Source organism: Sphingobacterium humi (genome assembly GCF_009768885.1).
Taxonomy (GTDB): Bacteria; Bacteroidota; Bacteroidia; order Sphingobacteriales; family Sphingobacteriaceae; genus Sphingobacterium; species Sphingobacterium humi.
The window spans coordinates 1-18,060 of sequence record NZ_WSQA01000002.1 but is presented as its reverse complement, the minus strand read 5'-3'; the positions used below and the strand labels follow the sequence as shown (position 1 = coordinate 18,060).

Sequence of the window (18,060 nt, the reverse complement as noted above, 5' to 3'; positions counted from 1 at the left end):
TTCCATCATGCAAACGCCCAAGAAAGGCTTTTTTGAACGACATTTAATTGATATCCGGGAAACTATATTCCCAACGGATGCACAAGACACCCCTGCACAAAAGATGCAGAAGAAAATTGGTTGGTTTATGTTTTTATTATTGATGGGATGTGGAATGATCGCCATGCTGATCGCGGTTTCTTTCGCGCATTAATCAACCTCTATTGGGATGGAAACCTGCTCTTCTATACTGCAAGCTGGTTTCTGATTCGCTTTTCCCGAAAGTTAGACCTCATTATTCCTTTCTTCAATAATTGGTTAACCGATTTTGTATTTGTTCCCCTGATAGCCCATTTCTGCCTTATCGCAGGCAATATCCTCATCGGGAAACGGTATACCTTTAAGTTTCCGCTCTATCAATTGCTGCTATTGGCCATGCTTACCGCTTTTATTTTCGAATATTGGGCACCTCAGTATACCACCTATAATACCTATGATCCATTCGATATCCTTGCGTATTTAGCTGGAGCATGCTATTTCTATGCTTTCCATCAACCGCTTATTCTAATAAAGCTATATTACGCAAAAGCTGAAAACAAACGAATCTTTCCCTAAACAACAAGATATCCTTATCTTTAGGTATGAAGCCATTCGTAGTAAGTTCCCACGTTTTCACCCGTATAAGTTCCATTAGCCTAGGGCTGTTCCTCATCTTTAGCATCCTAGCCTGTCAAAACAATAGGCAAGAACAAAACAACCACAGTTCATCAGAAGAGCCAGACAGCAATAAGGTTCTAAGCCTACAGCAACAGTGGGATACACTCTCTGATGGCAATCTAACCGATTGGAAGCAATACTATCAGCAATACGACAGCAGCTTTCATTTGGCTCATTTCCAGGCCGGCGATAGCATTCATATTAACCCAATGAAAGCTACAGCTAAAGCGAGTTATGATCCTGATTTTAACCCTATTTACACTTCCTTTTTAATATACGCGCCAAGTAAAAATAAGTACATCGATATAGACAGTTATTTTTGGTTCCCTGATGAAAAGGGAGAACCTGCATTTGAAGCCGATCAGGAAGTTAGCTTAGTGGATCTGGAACAGAAAAGCAGCACGAGGATTAGCTTCTCTGGCCCCAGCGAACGTATTGAACAGGTTACTTGGTTGAACGAGCAGGAAGTACTCTTACTGGGCATCAATTACGAGAAACAGCCTTATATCCAACATTTAAACTTAAAAACTAACCATGGGAGATTGTATCATTATCCGAGTAGCATACCTGGCACGCACGATTACCTGCTGAATCGGATTCATGAGGGACTGGACAATGCGAAATAGCTCCATTAGCCTATATTAGGCTCCTTGCATCCTTTATTTATATAATTCAACAAGCCCAATATTTCAATTTTCTTTTTCGAGCTGTTTACTTTGTATAGCAAGCATAAACACCTATGAAAAAGAAAATATATCCTTCGATGCTTTTGTTGCTGTTGCCTTTGTTTATTTTCATGCAGGCCTGCGACAAAAAGAATAACCCAGATCCAGAGCCTGAGACCCCGGTAAACCCTGAAGATCCTAAACCGCCCGTAACACCAAAGCCGGCGAAGTTCTACTACGTAGGCTATAAATACCCAAGCAGCTTCAAAGAGACAACAAAGCATGCCATCTTACGTATTAATGATTCGCTGGTGAACCTCTCCAGCACCTTAATTTCCGATGCGGTTGATGTTTATCCTTTAAACAATGATGTACATATTACCGGCTATCAACAAGATAAAGCAGGCAATAGGAAGGTTGCCTATTGGAAGAACAATAAAGTAACGCTATATGGCACCGCTGCAAACATCAGTACCGGTACTGCCATCTTTGCTACAGGTAATAAGGTGTATGTGGCTGGTATGCAGCAAGAACCTACAGGTGTTGGTAATTACAGATGGGTGAATGGCGTTAAAGAACGTGCAGGCTGTTGCCTGTCGCATACGCGCATCAATTCGATGGCCGAAGGAAATGGAAGTGTCGTTAGTGCCGGGCAATTTGCCTTGACGGCAGCCATGTGGGTAGGAGGCAACATCATCAGTCTGGCCGATGCCACCTCCAATTCCTTTTTCATCAAAACCATTAATAAAGATATCTATGTATTAGGCTATCGCAATCAAAAGTCAGGAACGGATGTTGCCGCCGTATGGAAAAATGACCAGGAAATCTTTGTGTTGCCGCATGGTCAGAATATCCTCAGCTTAGCCGCAACCATGGTAGGACAAGATTATTATTTTGTCATCAATAGCTACGATGGAAGTAGGGGCAATGCAACGGTCTATAAAAATAAAACCCTCTTGTATAAGTTGTCTCCTACAAAAAATCTGGAAGCAAAGGCTATTCAGGTACATGAAGGCAAGGTATATGTGTTAGGAAATTACTATAACGGCACTAAATCATCCGCCGTATTATGGACCAATGGTCAGCCTAAGGTACTCTATGATGAATCGAAGAAAATACACTTAAATGATATGGTCATAAAATAAGGCCAACAAATTCCTTATTTTCGATATAAAAACTATTTTCTAGCTATAATTTATTTTCATTCTCAATAGTTTCCTGTTTATCTTTGATTATTGTAACCCAATAATCATCTACTGATGAGACCTTTGATAATGGCATTTATTGTATACTTCATCGCACTACATTTTGTGCCATGTGGCGATCATTTCCATTATTTTCAAGACCAACAAGCTGTAAAATCTGAACCCCATGCTTGCCATACCCCTGAGGAGGGTAGCATAAATGAACTGGCAGCGCAGGAACAAGAAGCCCACAATGGCACACACCATTGTTCGCCATTATGTGTCTGCGGATGTTGCCACATGGCTATTTCCGATCAGGTGGCCAGCACGTTTAACTTAAGCGAAGAGCTCTTGGCCCTGCGGAAACCTGCAGATTATCAACCCGATTATTGCAACCATTACATCCATAATCACCAAAACACCATCTTCCAGCCCCCCAAAGGCTTGTATTCCTAATTCGTCTATAATTTATTAGGTCAGATCCTGACCCTTGCTATTTACATCAGCAAAACCCTATTTCATGTTAGATAAGATCATTAAATTCAGCATACATAATAAGCTGATTATTGGAATGATGACCGTGGCCTGGATTATATGGGGCATCTGGAGCTTAACCAAGCTGCCCATAGATGCCGTTCCGGATATCACCAATAATCAAGTCCAGATTATTACCCTTTCCCCGTCCTTGGCAACCCAGGAGGTGGAACAGTTTGTTACTTTCCCTATTGAGCAAGCCATTGCCAATATCCCCAATACCGAAGAAATACGTAGTATCTCCCGATTTGGAGTATCCTTAATTACGGTCGTCTTTAAGGAGGAAGTGGATGTGTATTTTGCCCGGCAGTTATTGCAGGAAAAACTTAAGCTTGCCGAAGAGGATATCCCCGAGGGCGTCGGCACACCGGAATTAGCGCCGGTCAGTACCGGATTAGGGGAAGTGTATCAATATATTTTACACCCCAAAGCAGGTTCAGAAAAGAAATACTCAAGCATGGACCTGCGCAGCATGCAAGATTGGATTGTGCGCCGCCAATTGAACGGAACCCCGGGTGTTGCCGAGGTCAACAGCTTTGGCGGTTTATTGAAGCAGTATGAGGTCGCTATCAATCCAGAACGTCTACAGGCCTATCAGGTATCTATCAGCGATGTCTATGAAGCCCTAGAGCAAAACAATCAGAATACAGGCGGTGCTTACATCGATAAGAAACCAAGTGCCTATTACATCCGAGGTGTAGGCATGGTCAACTCCTTAGACGATGTTGGTCAAATCGCTATCCATAAAGAAAATAGAGCACCCATTTATATACGAGATATTGCCGAATTGCAATACGGTAGTGCCATCCGTTATGGTGCCATGACCTATAACGGGCAGGTCGATGCTGTAGGCGGCGTAGTGATGATGCTCAAAGGCGAGAACAGCAAGGAGGTGGTAGATGCGGTGAAGGAAAGAATCAAAAGCATTGAGAAAACCCTTCCCGAAGATATCACCATTGAGCCTTACCTCGACCGGACCAACCTTGTCAACCGAGCCATCAGCACGGTAGAACGCAACTTATTAGAAGGGGCGCTGATTGTTATTTTTGTCCTGGTTATCTTCTTGGGCAACCTGCGTGCCGGGCTTATTGTGGCCTCAGCCATTCCCTTATCCTTATTGTTTGCCATCAGTTTAATGAATGTATTTGGCGTTTCAGCCAACCTGATGAGCCTAGGGGCGATAGATTTCGGTCTTATTGTCGATGGAGCCCTCATTATCGTAGAATCAACCCTGCACCACCTGTCCAACCGGGGCATTACGGGTCGCTTAAGTCAGAAGCAAATGGATCAGGAAGTCTATGTATCTGCCTCCAAAATCAGATCCAGTGCCGCCTTTGGCGAAATCATCATCCTAATCGTCTATATCCCTATCCTGGTCTTACGTGGGGTAGAAGGCAAAATGTTTGTGCCGATGGCTCAAACGGTATCTTTTGCCATTTTAGGCGCCTTAATTTTATCCTTAACCTACATCCCGATGATGTGCGCCTTGTTCCTTCCGAAGGAATTCAAGAAAAAGGAAACCTTTTCCGACCGCATGATGAACTGGCTATACAAACGCTATGAGCCCTTATTACACTTATCTTTTGATTGGAAAACCTGGGTTGTCGGTGTCACTATCGCGGTATTCTCCCTTTCCCTATTTTTCTTCAACCGGATGGGGGGTGAATTTTTACCCAACCTCAAAGAAGGAGATTATGCATTCCATTGTATCCTTCCTAAAGGAACAAGCTTAAAGCAAAGTATAGAAACATCCATGTTAGCCTCGCGCATCATTAAGGAGTTTGATGAGGTACGCATGGTCGTGGGTAAAACAGGCTCGGCAGAAATCCCAACGGATCCTATGCCGCCTGAAGCGACCGATATGATGATTATTCTCAAGCCTAAGAAGGAATGGAAATCCGGACTCAGCTACGATGAATTGGGGCAGGCCATTTACGATAAATTAGTGGCCACAATTCCGGGGGTATTTTTTGAAATAAATCAACCCATCCAGATGCGTAGCAATGAATTGATGACCGGTATTCGGCAAGATGTTGCGGTTAAGATTTTTGGTGAAAACCTCGATAGCCTGCTGTTCTATGGCAAACAGGCAACCAGCATTATCCAAGGCATTGAAGGCGCCAGCACACCACAGATGGAAAATATATCCGGTGTACCGCAAATTACAGTGACTTATGATCGGGTTAGGTTAGCCAATAATGGTGTAACGGTGCAGCAAGTCAATGATATTCTGCAAGCATCCTTTGCCGGACGAAAAACCGGAGTAGTATATGAGAACGAGCGAAAATTCGATATGGTGGTTCGTTTAAAAGAAGAGTATCGCCAGAACATCGATCAGGTGGCCAATTTATTTGTGCCGACCAAGTCTGGCGTTCTATTGCCCCTAAGCGAATTAGCAACGGTTAATTTCATCAATGGTCCTGCTCAAATCTCCCGGGAGGAAGGCAAAAGAAGGGTAGTTATCGGTTTTAATATAGAAAACGGCTATGATGTAGCCTCAGTGGTGTCAGAATTACAGAAAAACATGAACCAGAAGCTTCAATTATCCAGCGGATATTACCTGAAATATGCAGGCTCTTTTCAGAATTTAGAGGAAGCGAATGCCCGTTTAGCATGGGCTGTACCGGCGGCCTTGTTATTAATCTTCTTTTTGCTCTATAGCACCTTCCGCTCGGTAAAACAAGCCATCTTGATCTTTACCGCCATTCCTATGTCGGCCATTGGCGGTGTCTTTGCCTTGATGTTGCGGGGGATGCCATTTAGTATTTCCGCCGGCATTGGCTTTATTGCCTTGTTTGGTGTCGCCGTTCTAAATGGTATAGTCTTAATTGCCACGTTTAACCATTTGAAAGAAGATGGAGTAACAGATATTTGGCAGCGCATTAAAGAGGGAACCAAAGAACGATTCCGACCGGTATTAATGACCGCCAGTGTAGCGAGTCTAGGTTTCTTGCCGATGGCTATTAGCCAGGGCGACGGTGCTGAAGTGCAGAAACCCTTGGCCACGGTAGTAATCGGTGGGCTGATTACCGCTACGCTTTTAACCTTATTGGTATTGCCGATCCTCTATGCGCTCTTTGAAGGAAAATGGAAAATAAAACCCAAAGCCATTCCAGTAAGCATCTTATTGTTTTTAGCCAGCATGCCATTTGTACAAGCGCAACAAACGCAAAAGGACCTGTTTATACAGGAAGCCCTGCAGCAGAATGGCCTTTTACAAGCCGCTAACAAGAGTACCGAGGCTAAAAAAGTCCTATTACGTACGGCCGGAAGTTTGCCAAAAACAAACATCGCTGCGCAACTGGGGCAATTTAACTCCGAAAAATTCGACCAAAACTTCGAGGTTTCGCAGGAGTTTCCATTTCCTACGGTTTTTAAGGCCCGGCGCGAATTAATGGCGCAAGACGTAAAATTAGCCGAGTCAAATGTCCTGCTTACCCGTAATGAGCTTGCCTTCAGTTTAGCCAATCGTTACGACAATTTAGTCTATGCCCATGCCTTGGAGGAAAAATTAAAGCGATTGGATAGTTTATATGCAGAGTTTGAACGTGCATCGCAGGTGAAATTTCAGGCAGGAGATATTGCACAAATTCAGGTGACCACGGCAAAAACTAAAAGGGGAGAGGCTCAACTGCAATGGCAACAGCAACAAGTGTTGATTGCTAATTTACAAAACCAACTCCTGGCTTTAAGTCAAATGCAAAGCTTACCGGCCTTAAGCGCCGCCAACCTACAAGTAGAAGAACTGACGGCGCAGCATTGGATGGTCGATAGCCTGCAAAATCCAGAGATATTGCAGTTAAAGCAACAATTGGAACGAGCAAATGCCGAAATCAAGCTAGAGAAACAACAACGATTACCTGATATTACCGTAGGTTATGCCAATACTTCCTTTATTGGTCAGGAAATGAAAGACGGTCAAGTGGTCAACCACTTAACATCGCGCGATCGTTTTCACTCGGCTACGGTAGGAATCGCTGTGCCTATTTTCAATAGCGGTGCCAATGCCCGCATAAAAAGCTATAAGCTCGAGCAGGAAGCCAATACCTTACGCTTGCAACAACGTAACGCGGAATTGCAAACCGAATGGAATAATTTAGGGCAGCTTTATGCGCAACAGCTGAAGCAAGTCCGTTTCTACCAGTCGCAGGGCCTTCAGAATGCCCATGATATCCTGTATGCTGCCAAATTAGGCTATGAAGTAGGGGATATGGACTATATCGAATACCTCACGGCTATTCAAACAGCCATTAATTTAGAGCTGAATTACATCGAAAGTATTTACCAATTAAATCAAACTGTGAATCAGATGCGTTATATCCTCGGAAGGTAAGTAGCCATCCCAATTGACATGAATAAATAGCAAAAAGCATGAAAAATATATTTAATAGCTATAAAATCTTACTTCTGTTTGCTGTGTCAAGCGTTCAATTATTCGCTTGTCAATCCAAACCTACAGCGACAACAGAAGATGCGCATAACCATAGCCACGAAGAAGCAGGTGCCCATGCCGAAAACATAGCTGAAATTACAGCAGAACAATTTAAAACCATCGCTGTTGAATATACAAGCATCAGCAGCAGAGATTTGGAAAATAAATTGAAGTTTAATGGAGCCCTCATCATTCCGAATGAGCGCAAGGCGACCATCAACTCGGTGTATGCGGGTAGTATTTCCAGCCTATTGATTAAGCAGGGTGATTACGTAAAACAGGGGCAAGTGGTTGCGCGCATTTCCAATCCAGAGTTTATTCAGGTGCAGGAAAATTATGCTTCGGTGAGCAGTCAAATTGATTTTGCACGTAAGGAAGTCGAACGCCAGCAGCTCTTGCAACAAGGGCAGGCGGGGGCTTTAAAAAACCTTCAAAATGCAGAAGCCCAATTGAAAGCGTTGCGCGCCCAGCAGGCAAGCTTACGCAAGCAATTGCAACTGATGGGTATTGGCGCAAATCAGGTTGAAAATGGAAGCTTGGTCAATACCATATCTGTAAAAAGCCCTTTAAATGGCTACATTACCCAGCTAAATAGCAGCATCGGCAACTTTGTAGACCCTAGTGTAAGCATTGCCAGCGTGGAAGATAACAGCAATTTAATTTTACAGATCAATCTGTTTGAGAAGGACTTACCTCAACTCAAGCTGGGTCAAAAAATTGAATTTACCCTTGCTAATAATCCGAGTCAAAGTCACTGGGCACAGGTGAATATGATTAACAAAAGCCTGGATGCCAATCGGACGATTCCTGTGCATGCAAGCGTATTGGGTGACAAATCCGGACTGGTTGAAGGGATGCAAGCCGTGGCTTATGTACATTCGGGCAGCAGCACACAACCTAGTCTTCCCCTGGAATCCATTATAAATGAGGAAGGAAAAGACTATATTTTTATAGACCAGGGTTTTGATAAAGCAGAAGGAGTTTATAAATTCGAGAAAGTAGAAGTACACAAAGGGCTAACCGATGGCAACTATGCCGCCGTTACGCCTGTTAAAACCATAAATCCCCAAGCGCGGATTGTTACCAAAGGAGCCTTTTTTATCAATGCTGTATTAAGTGGTTCCGAAGGGCATGAGCATTAAGGGGAACTCAACATAAGGCATATGAATACATCACACCAACATCAATATAATCAGGCCGGGGTTTGCGAAATATGTAGCCAAACGGCAAAAGTATATGAACAAGCTGAGGCACATGCGGCCAATAAGGAACATGATCACGACCATGCGCACGAGCATGACCATGATCATAGTCACAGCAGCACTGGTAATTCAAACCTGCTACGCCTATTTGGGCCAGCCATTTTAAGCTTAGTCTTATTGTTAAGCGGTTTAGCCCTCGATCATTTATGGCCAATGCCTTGGTTTCAAGGCTATATTCGGTTCGCCTGGTACCTGGCAGCCTATATACCGGTAGGAATTCCTGTATTAAAAGATGCCGTAAAAAGTATAAAAAAGGGAAATTTCTTCTCCGAATTTTTCCTGATGGGGATTGCTACCCTTGGTGCTTTTGCCATTAAAGAGTACCCAGAAGGGGTTGCTGTGATGTTATTCTATGCCGTAGGAGAGAATTTCCAAAGCCTTGCCGTACAACGTGCGAAGGCCAATATCAAGTCTTTATTAGATCAACGCCCTGATGAAGCAACCGTCATCAGAGCCGATAAAACCATCGTTTTGCCGGCCAAAGAAGTCAAAATAGGGGATATCGTCCAATTGAAACCTGGAGAAAAACTAGGTTTAGATGGCCTGCTATTAAGCGAATCGGCATCTTTTAATACGGCAGCCCTTACCGGAGAGAGTAAACCCGACAGCAAAGCCAAAGGGGATACCATTCTGGCGGGCATGATTAATTTACAAACCTTAGCGCAGGTTGAGGTGACAGTCGCTTACGAAGACAGTAAGTTAAGCAAGATTCTCGAAATGGTGCAACATGCCAGTGCACAAAAAGCTCCTACCGAACTTTTTATTTCCAAATTCGCCAAGATATATACCCCGATTGTGGTCTTTTTGGCCATTGGCATCGTATTTATCCCTTACTTTTTCGTGGCCGATTATAGCTTCCAGCAATGGTTATACCGGGCCTTAATCTTCCTGGTGGTCTCTTGTCCTTGTGCCTTGGTGATTTCCATACCATTAGGTTATTTTGGGGGCATCGGTGCTGCCAGCCGACATGGCATCCTCGTGAAAGGGGGAAACTTCCTCGATATCTTGGCTGATGTAGATCATATCGTGATGGATAAAACAGGAACCATGACCGAAGGTGTATTTCAGGTTCAAGAGCTTAATCTGATCGATCAGCCTGCCATACCAGAACTCATGGATTATGTAAACCTGATCGAAAGTAAATCCAGCCATCCGGTAGCCACCGCCATTCACGAGTACGTGGGCGAGCTTAAAGAAAACTTAAACCTCAGCGATGTTGAAGAGATTGCCGGACATGGCTTAAAAGGAAAAGTAAATGGCAAGGACTTGCTGGTCGGAAATTTTAAACTGCTCGATAAGTTCCAGGTTACTTATCCTATTAATCCGCAAGACATTGTATACACCACGATTGCCATTGCTTACGATGGACAATACCAAGGTTATCTAACCATTGCCGACAAGATTAAAGCCACGGCGGCAGAAACCATTCGCCGTCTACACCAGCTGAAGGTGAAAGTAACCATGCTGAGTGGCGATAAATCTAGCGTCGTAAAAGAGGTGGCCAAAACCTTAGGCATAGATCAGGCTTTCGGCGATCTACTGCCGGAAGATAAAGTAAATCAGGTAAAACAAATTAAAACCCAAGATAAGTTTGTAGGTTTCGTTGGCGACGGCGTAAATGATGCGCCGGTAGTTGCCCTCTCTGATGTCGGCATCGCCATGGGTGGACTCGGCTCCGACGCCACCATAGAAACCGCCGATGTGGTCATTCAAGATGATAATCCCCTGAAAATCCCAATGGCCATTCAAATCGGAAAGAAAACAAAAACCATAGTTTGGCAAAACATAAGCTTCGCCTTTGGGGTAAAGGCCATCGTACTCATTCTGGGCGCCGGCGGCCTAGCCACCATGTGGGAAGCCGTTTTCGCCGATGTAGGCGTGGCCTTGCTAGCGATACTGAACGCGGTGAGAATACAGCGAAGTAGGGTTTTTTAGTAGATATGAGATGTGAGATGTGAGAGTTGTCATCCTGCTGTCATCGTGAGGGGGTAAAATGTTTGCAAAATTTATTGGAAGGTGATGACATGAAGTGGCATTGCTTGTTAAGCATTGCTTCCAAACTACGGCACTATGCTGGTAAACTGCGGCCCGCTTTGTGTCGCGTTGTGGCCAGGGTTGTCATGGTGAGCGGAGTCGAACCATTGGTACGTCAATGCAAGCCAAAATTCATAACCACCTTACTTACAGTGCTTTGAATAAGCATTTCATACCACCTTACTTACAGTGTTTTGCAGAAACATGTCATTGGTAGCAGAGTCGAACGACTGGTACGTCAATGCAATCAGTTGTCTATAAAAACACTTATAAACAATGTGTTATAAAATATATCATTTGGTGTTTTAGGTGTGATTGATTGCATTGACGTACCAATGGTTCGTGGTTCGACTCCGCTCACCATGACAAAATGATGACAAAATAATGTCAAAACAGCTCTAGAGGACAACGCAGAATACCACAGCTCTTGTCTAACTTTCTCCCTTTTCTCACCCCTTTCAATCCCCTTTCAATCCCCTTTCAATCCCCTTTGCAGTGGGCTGAGATACGGCTTTGCAAAAGGACAACATAAGCGGAAAAATAGAACCTACTTGGCTTATTTCTTTAACAACGCTCTATAGTATATATGGGGAAGTTTTTACGCTAAAAGATGAACAATGGAAATATAATGCGAGTGTCAGTATTTTTTCCATTGCCCATACTTTCTCCTTAAAATCTCCAAATCTTGGTTATTTTTGGCCCATGCAGAACCAAATCAATGAAGTAAACTCCTTTATTCAAGGAGAACGGGAGGCTTTACTCAGCCATCCATTATATGCTAACATCCAGACTGTCCAAGATTTACGTAAGTTCACCGAAGGACATGTATATGCCGTTTGGGACTTTATGTCCTTGTTAAAGGCCTTGCAAATTCAATTAACCTGTACGCAGGTTCCTTGGTTTGCGACAGACCTCGCCAGCACCCGATACCTCATTAATGAAATTGTGTTGGCCGAAGAATCGGACGAATATGTTGATGGCCGACGCTTAAGTCATTACGAAATGTACTTAGATGCTATGGAGCGCTTAGGTGCCGATATTAAACCCATCGAGCAATTGGTAGAGGCGCTAAAGGCAGGCCGCCCGGTATTGGCCGCTATCTCAGACCTGGAAATCGATGAGCGCATTAAGGATTTCTTGCGCTTCACCTTTGAAACAATTGAAAGCAAAGAGCCACATAAAATTGCCGCTGCTTTTACCTTCGGTAGGGAAGACCTTATTCCGGATATGTTTAGCTCGATACTAGGCTCCTTAAAACAACAATTCCCGGAAGAGGATTTAGATCGGTTAATCTATTATTTTCAACGTCATATTGAATTAGACGGGGATGAGCATGGCCCCTTAGCCATGAAAATGATCATGGAATTGGGTGGCGATGATGCCCAAAAATGGGAAGAAATGAAAACTATTTCCAAAGAAGCTCTGGAAAAAAGAATAGGCCTTTGGGATGCTATTGCAGCAAGCCTATAAACAAATAAAAGGGCGCCTAAATAAATAGGCGCCCTTTCTGATATGTATATTCGGTATTAGTTTACAGGTACATCCAAGTTAATTGTTCCCAAGTCTTTAACCTGACCTTTGGTTACAATCACATTGTCAATCACTACGGTATCTAAATCGCCTTGCGTAGGCTCGATAACTACCTTATATGCTCCTTCTGTCATTCCGGCAAAGTAGAATTTTCCCAATGGGTTGGTAATGGTTCCTACGGTATCCGTTCCGGCAATAGCATATACATTTGGCCATGCCGTAAATGGAGTTACTACCCCTTCAATAGCACCTGATGCTGCCACAGGGATCGCACGAATAACCGGTTTTAAGTTATAACCGCCGTTTCCTTTTGCAACGATAGACTTCGACGCATCAAAATCTAACAAGAGGGTATAAGCTACGTTTGGAATTAAATCATCATGAATTTTAATTTTTACGCCCGAAGATTGTCCACTTGGGGTTTTTAAAGGGTGATGCACACCGTCTACCACGATTTCATTTCCATCCTCCTCTAAAACTAAACGAATTTCCTGAATTCGACCGGAAGGCACATCGTGCGCAGCAATAACAGTATCTCTACCAAAGCGATATTGCAAAATATCAAATGGTTCGGCATCGATATCAATTTCTTCGCGTCCACCAACGGTTAATATTTCGATTTTATCGATGTTTAAATAAATGGCTTCGTAATTTGCTGGTGCGTCGGTCATTCTAATGGTTACCGGCGTTGTACCGGATGGAATCCCATCATCTGTGGTACAACTTCCGAATGCTAATGTTGCAAGAGCAATCGGAAAAAACAGTTTATTCATCATAGTAGTTTTTTTATTATAACATGCTGTTAAAAACAATAAATATGCCAACAGTCATTTTAATGTATTTGCATTAAGAAGAACAGGTAAAAATGGGTTGATCTAATTTAGTAGCAATTCGGTAGGCGGCATTCATTAATCCGACATGGCTGTAGGCCTGCGGGAAGTTGCCCCATTGGCTACCATCTTCTTCATGCACATCCTCGCTAAATAGCCCTAAATGATTGCTGTAGCTCATTAAATTAGCAAATATCTCCTGAGCCTCTTGTACCCGTCCTACACAGGCTAGTGCTTCTACATACCAGAAGGCACAGACCAGAAACGTGGATTGAGGTTTGCCAAAATCATCGCGATGGAGATAGCGATAAAAAAGCCCATTTTTGCCGCGCAATTCTTTTTCTACGGCTTCCAAGTGAAGCTTGGCGCGTTCAGAGCTGGGGTCTAAATAGTGCATCATAATCAATTGCAGGGTGCTGGCGTCTAAATTTTCGCCCTCGGAAGCATTGCGGTAGACCTGCCGGTCTGGATCATAACAAGATTCAATATGGGCTGCCGCTTTTTCCATCAGCGTACGCGCTTGCAATTCAATATCGGTATAGCCATTTTGCTTGGCTATTTTCAAGGCGGCACAACAGCCTGCCCACTGAAATAAATTGGAATAAGCATGGCGGTTAGCGATATGTCGGAATTCCCAAATACCGGCATCTTTTTCATCGATGGTCATTTCAATTTTCCCAAGGATATAACTCAACCAGCTTTTGGCATCTTTGCGTTCATCGGCCGGAAATCGGTAATCGGTATACAAGGGGAGGAGGGCAATCATGGCTTGTCCATACACATCATTTTGGATATGCTCGTAAGCTTGGTTACCAATCCGGATGGGCTGATTTCCCTCATAGCCTTCCAAGTAATCTAAGGTGCTCTCGGTTAGGGTTCGGCGCCCTAAGATACCGTACAAGGGTTGTAAACGACCGGTATCCGATTGGGTGATGCCCGTAATATAGCTGGCAAATTGCTCCAGTTCATCAAACTTGCCGATATTGCTAAGTGCCGTGAGCACATAATAGCTATCGCGAACCCAGCAATAGCGGTAATCCCAGTTTCTTCCCGAGCCGGGGGATTCTGGTAAGCTGGTGGTACTGGCGGCAATTATAGCACCCGTATCTTCGTATTGGTGAAGTTTTAAGACCAGAGCTGAACGGATAATTAAGGATTGGTAATAGTTCGGGATGCTTGCTTTCTTCACCCAATGTCGCCAATACTGCTTGGTGCGCAAAAGGAAATCTTCCGCCGTTTTCTCCAAGGCGGCTTCAAACGGACTTCCATAACTTAAGATCATGTATTTCTTTTCGGTCAAGATGAAATTACTTTTATCCTGATCGAAGAAATGGCTAATGGGGATGTTCGTGGTTAAGCGCATTTCTTCATCGGCATGTTTAAACTGCACATGATTGCTGCCACGAAAACTTTTAAAATCAGCCTTGCCATAATCGGCTTTCGGCTTGCAGGTTACTTTGATTTTGGGGTTGCCTTGGATCGGTTCCAGGATACGAATGACCATTAAAGGTTTAAAATAACGCTCGTATTGATGGAAACGAGGCGCAAAGTCTGTAACCTTAAAACTGCCTTGCTCGGAATGTACTTCAGTAACCAGTATATTGGTGTTTTCTAAATAATATTGCTTGCTGCTGGTTTCATCGGCGATTAATTTGATGCTGAATTCACCCCCTTTTTCCTGATCGAGTAAGCCTCCGAAGACGAAGCTATCGCGAAAGGTGGGCCAACAGAGCCAGTTTATATTGGTGTTTTTATGGACGTGCGCGATAAAATTACAATTGCCGATGATGCCACTATGGTAAAGATGTCTTTTATTCATTGTTTGATTTATGCTGTAATTGCTGTGATTTCTTGCAGAAGTTTTAATACTTCCTTATAGTTTTCAACGTAATATTTGGCGTGAGATTGTTTATCACCTACTTTGATGGTCATGGAATCGCTCGGCAATTCTTGGAACATGTCCTCATCTGTGGCGTCATCACCAATACAAAGAATGAAGTCAGGATTCAAATCGCTGACCAATTGCAAGACTGCTTTTCCCTTGTTGATGACCTGATCTTTTACCTCAATTACCCGATCGCCATTGATCACTTGCAATTCTAGATCTTCCGCCACAGCGACTAACTGCGACAGGAGCTCTTGGGCTTTCAGTTTTCCAAATGCAGGTTCCACTTTCCGATAATGCCAAGCGAGGGAATGGGTCTTTTCCTCGATGGAAGAGCCCGCAGTGCGGTCGGTAATATATTGCATTAGAGCCTTGATCTTTGGTTTCCAGCTGTTGGATAATCCGGGTCTCACTTGCCATTCCTTATGCGGATAGTTAGACCAAATGCCATGTTCGGCAATTATGAAAAAGTCCTTTTTAGGAAACCACTGCTGCAGGTTATCATATTTCCGCCCTGAAACCAGGGATAAGGTGTTTTTAGCATCGGCACTTAGCTGATCTAAAATGCGATGCACTTCCGGAGTAGGCATGGCCTTTTCTGCATTTTTATGGAAGCCTACTAAGGTACCATCGTAATCCAATAGCAGCAAGCGTCGGTTTGCCTGCTGGTAGGTTGCAAGTAAAGCCGCTTTGGTATCGGCCGTTACTTTACGGGCAATTTCCTGATGATTGGCTTCGTAAATTTCTTGCAGGCGAAGCATAAACAGGTTTACCCAATGGAAGACGTTAAATTTCTCGACCACCTGTTGATTGGCCAGCATACGTTCTGCTTTTTCCTCTTCGGACATCTGGAGTGCCTGATAGAGGGTGTCGCAGGTTTCTTGAATGGCGTAGGGATTGATTAATAAGGCATCTGCCAATTCTTTGGAAGCGCCCGCAAATTCACTTAACACCAATACACCAGATTGGTACTGTTTACTGGCTACATATTCCTTAGCCACCAGGTTCATCCCATCGAATAGGGAATTAATAAAGCACACATCGGCGGCACAATAGGCTGCCGAGAGGCGATCAAAAGGCAAGGATTTATAGAAATAGGAGACGGGTTGCCAACCGGGAATACTGTGCATGGCATTGATATTACCTACTTTTCGGTCTATTTCATTCCTTAACTTCTTATACTGGTTGACCTGATCGCGAGATGGAACAATCAGCATATAAAGATTCACCTTCCCAATAAGCTCGGGATGTTGTTTTAGTAGGAGTTCATAGGCCTCTAAGCGTTGAATTACACCTTTACTGTAATCTAAGCGATCGACCGAGAGGATGAGTTTTTGTCCTGGATATAGTGCCTTTAATTCTTGGCAATAGCCTTGGCTAGCTTCTGAGATGGCTTGATGCTTATACTTTTCGTAATCTATCCCCATTGGAAAGACATCGACGTGGCAGGAGCGGCCATCCATTTTCAATTGCTGCTGATGCACTTCGGCATGCAAGATGCTTTGGCAGGTTTCAGAAAAGTTTTGCGCGTTTTCATAGGTATGAAACCCAATGAGGTCTGCTTGGGTCAACCCTTGTAGCAATTGCTGCCGCCAGGGCAACATCCGGAAGAGTTCTGCCGGGGGAAAGGGGATATGGTGAAAATAACCGATACTCCGCGGGCTGCTTTCTTGTCGGATCAATCCCGGCAATACCATCAGTTGGTAATCATGTACCCATACGGTAGTCTGCTCAGTGATATAAGGCTTGGCTAAATCGGCAAACTTTTGATTCACGGAGGCATAATAGGTCCAATACTCGGGTTTCAATTCTACATAACTAGGTCTGTAATGACACAGGGGCCATAAAATAGCATTGGAGAAGCCTTCATAAAAATAGTTGATTTCATGCTGATTCAAGAAAATGGGAATCAGGTTTCTTTTTTTTAATTCTTCGCGGATCTGTTCTTCTTCCGCTGCTGTTTTAGGGATAATTCCGGGCCAGCCTAACCACCATGAACCGTTGTCTTTGTAAAAAGAACCTAAGCCGGTCGCCAAACCGCCTTCACTCGCTGTAAATTTTAGTTTACCTTTTTTTCGTTCAATTTTAACTGGCAATCGGTTCGAGATAATTAAAGTGCTGCCAGAATGTTTTGGGGATTGATTCTGCATACTAAGCTAAGAACAAGATTTCCAGCATTTTGTTTGAAAAAAATGATTTTTAAGGAAAAAGAAGTGAAAAATCGATGATTTTCGGGGTTTAAGGCATGATTTCAACCGAATACATATTTTTTAACCAAAATCAATACTAGTAAAAAAAAGACAATCATATTATTAAAAGAATTTCTATAATTTGATTAATTTTAATTAGTAAAAAGTAAACATTATATTTGTGCTTATACAGAAGAGATAGGTCAACCGGGAACTTTTCACTAAAATTAATTAACTCTAAATAGAAATATGTTAATAAAAGCAATAAAACAATTTGAGTTGTTTGCAATTCTTATTGGATTGTTTTTTATTATTTTATGTTTTCACGCATTTTTTATCATAAATGCGGTCGAAGCGCCTGTTCCCTTAGTTTATGGCCCGATGTTGCTGTTTATTTACCGAAGCAGTAATGAGCAAAGGATTGCCTTAAGCAGCATTTTACTCCATATTGTTCCGCTAACCGTTTTTAGTATCTTTTTTGTGCTTGACCCAACAGCCTGGTATAAAGCAATGCAGCTGCCTTATATGTTGGTGGTATTTTGTTCGAGTCTGGTCTATCCCTTATTTGTGTTGATCCGATCGGCCAAGAATAAAGCCATCAACCGGGAAATGAAACGAACCTTATTCGTTGAAAAATTGGCCTTACTCGGTATGGCCGTGTCTTTCTTCCTATTTCTGATGCTGATTAATACGGATCATACCGAAAGTTTGGGGGGTAATAATTTTTAAGCATACAATTTCATCACCCGATATAAGAAAAAGGTAGTATCTCTAACTCCTCGAAATACACTTCTAAAAGCCTTAAGTTTTGCATTGAAA

13 protein-coding genes are annotated in these 18,060 nt (G+C 43.2%); 10 read left to right on the top strand and 3 right to left on the bottom strand.

Annotated features, from left to right (window positions below; translation table 11 throughout):
- Window positions 1–7 precede the first annotated feature (7 nt).
- The 9 genes from GQF63_RS02435 (at window position 8) to GQF63_RS02395 (ending at window position 12,277) form a co-directional block, all read left to right on the top strand.
- Window positions 8–193, top strand: a complete 186-nt coding sequence (locus tag GQF63_RS02435) for a hypothetical protein (protein WP_160367530.1) — start codon at window positions 8–10, stop codon at window positions 191–193.
- Window positions 148–594, top strand: a complete 447-nt coding sequence (locus GQF63_RS02430; protein WP_160367529.1) for a hypothetical protein — start codon at window positions 148–150, stop codon at window positions 592–594. The genes GQF63_RS02435 and GQF63_RS02430 overlap by 46 nt, the downstream gene beginning before the upstream one ends.
- Window positions 595–620: 26 nt before the next feature.
- Window positions 621–1,322: a hypothetical protein gene (locus GQF63_RS02425; protein ID WP_160367528.1), complete on the top strand. Its 702-nt coding sequence runs from the start codon at window positions 621–623 to the stop codon at window positions 1,320–1,322.
- 113 nt (window positions 1,323–1,435) lie between these two features.
- Complete coding sequence (locus GQF63_RS02420; protein WP_160367527.1) at window positions 1,436–2,506, top strand: hypothetical protein; 1,071 nt, start codon at window positions 1,436–1,438, stop codon at window positions 2,504–2,506.
- Window positions 2,507–2,635: 129 nt separating this feature from the next.
- Window positions 2,636–3,001 (top strand): hypothetical protein, encoded by a 366-nt coding sequence (locus GQF63_RS02415; protein WP_160367526.1) that lies wholly within the window; start codon window positions 2,636–2,638, stop codon window positions 2,999–3,001.
- A gap of 64 nt (window positions 3,002–3,065) precedes the next feature.
- A complete protein-coding gene (locus GQF63_RS02410; protein ID WP_160367525.1) occupies window positions 3,066–7,412 on the top strand; it encodes a CusA/CzcA family heavy metal efflux RND transporter in 4,347 nt (1,448 codons plus the stop codon).
- 38 nt (window positions 7,413–7,450) lie between these two features.
- Complete coding sequence (locus GQF63_RS02405) at window positions 7,451–8,653, top strand: efflux RND transporter periplasmic adaptor subunit (RefSeq protein WP_160367524.1); 1,203 nt, start codon at window positions 7,451–7,453, stop codon at window positions 8,651–8,653.
- Window positions 8,654–8,674: 21 nt separating this feature from the next.
- A complete protein-coding gene (locus GQF63_RS02400) occupies window positions 8,675–10,708 on the top strand; it encodes a heavy metal translocating P-type ATPase (RefSeq protein WP_160367523.1) in 2,034 nt (677 codons plus the stop codon).
- A gap of 801 nt (window positions 10,709–11,509) precedes the next feature.
- Entirely contained in the window at window positions 11,510–12,277 is a 768-nt protein-coding gene (locus tag GQF63_RS02395; RefSeq protein ID WP_160367522.1) for a DUF3050 domain-containing protein, read from the top strand.
- 56 nt (window positions 12,278–12,333) lie between these two features.
- Here GQF63_RS02395 and GQF63_RS02390 read toward each other — a convergent pair whose 3' ends face one another.
- The 3 genes from GQF63_RS02390 to GQF63_RS02380 form a co-directional block, all read right to left on the bottom strand.
- Window positions 12,334–13,113, bottom strand: coding sequence for a DUF4382 domain-containing protein (locus tag GQF63_RS02390; RefSeq protein ID WP_160367521.1), 780 nt, complete (start codon window positions 13,111–13,113; stop codon window positions 12,334–12,336).
- Window positions 13,114–13,183: 70 nt separating this feature from the next.
- Window positions 13,184–14,986 carry a glycoside hydrolase family 15 protein gene (locus tag GQF63_RS02385; protein ID WP_160367520.1) on the bottom strand — a complete coding sequence of 601 codons (1,803 nt, stop codon included), beginning with the start codon at window positions 14,984–14,986 and terminating at the stop codon, window positions 13,184–13,186.
- 8 nt (window positions 14,987–14,994) lie between these two features.
- On the bottom strand, window positions 14,995–17,202 hold the full coding sequence (locus GQF63_RS02380) for a bifunctional alpha,alpha-trehalose-phosphate synthase (UDP-forming)/trehalose-phosphatase (RefSeq protein ID WP_160367519.1): 2,208 nt from the start codon (window positions 17,200–17,202) through the stop codon (window positions 14,995–14,997).
- A gap of 288 nt (window positions 17,203–17,490) precedes the next feature.
- On the opposite strand from GQF63_RS02380, the gene GQF63_RS02375 reads away from it, so the two are divergent.
- The gene (locus GQF63_RS02375) at window positions 17,491–17,970 is read left to right on the top strand and encodes a hypothetical protein (protein ID WP_160367518.1); all 480 of its coding nucleotides are present in this window, start codon (window positions 17,491–17,493) and stop codon (window positions 17,968–17,970) included.
- Window positions 17,971–18,060: the final 90 nt, after the last annotated feature.

Coding starts and splice junctions, on each gene's coding strand:
- GQF63_RS02400 (WP_160367523.1), top strand. CDS start 8,675: ATGAATACATCACACCAACATCAATATAATCAGGCCGGGGTTTGCGAA.
- GQF63_RS02410 (WP_160367525.1), top strand. CDS start 3,066: ATGTTAGATAAGATCATTAAATTCAGCATACATAATAAGCTGATTATT.
- GQF63_RS02425 (WP_160367528.1), top strand. CDS start 621: ATGAAGCCATTCGTAGTAAGTTCCCACGTTTTCACCCGTATAAGTTCC.
- GQF63_RS02430 (WP_160367529.1), top strand. CDS start 148: ATGTGGAATGATCGCCATGCTGATCGCGGTTTCTTTCGCGCATTAATC.
- GQF63_RS02405 (WP_160367524.1), top strand. CDS start 7,451: ATGAAAAATATATTTAATAGCTATAAAATCTTACTTCTGTTTGCTGTG.
- GQF63_RS02435 (WP_160367530.1), top strand. CDS start 8: ATGCAAACGCCCAAGAAAGGCTTTTTTGAACGACATTTAATTGATATC.
- GQF63_RS02395 (WP_160367522.1), top strand. CDS start 11,510: ATGCAGAACCAAATCAATGAAGTAAACTCCTTTATTCAAGGAGAACGG.
- GQF63_RS02385 (WP_160367520.1), bottom strand. CDS start 14,986: ATGAATAAAAGACATCTTTACCATAGTGGCATCATCGGCAATTGTAAT.
- GQF63_RS02415 (WP_160367526.1), top strand. CDS start 2,636: ATGGCATTTATTGTATACTTCATCGCACTACATTTTGTGCCATGTGGC.
- GQF63_RS02390 (WP_160367521.1), bottom strand. CDS start 13,113: ATGATGAATAAACTGTTTTTTCCGATTGCTCTTGCAACATTAGCATTC.
- GQF63_RS02375 (WP_160367518.1), top strand. CDS start 17,491: ATGTTAATAAAAGCAATAAAACAATTTGAGTTGTTTGCAATTCTTATT.
- GQF63_RS02380 (WP_160367519.1), bottom strand. CDS start 17,202: ATGCAGAATCAATCCCCAAAACATTCTGGCAGCACTTTAATTATCTCG.
- GQF63_RS02420 (WP_160367527.1), top strand. CDS start 1,436: ATGAAAAAGAAAATATATCCTTCGATGCTTTTGTTGCTGTTGCCTTTG.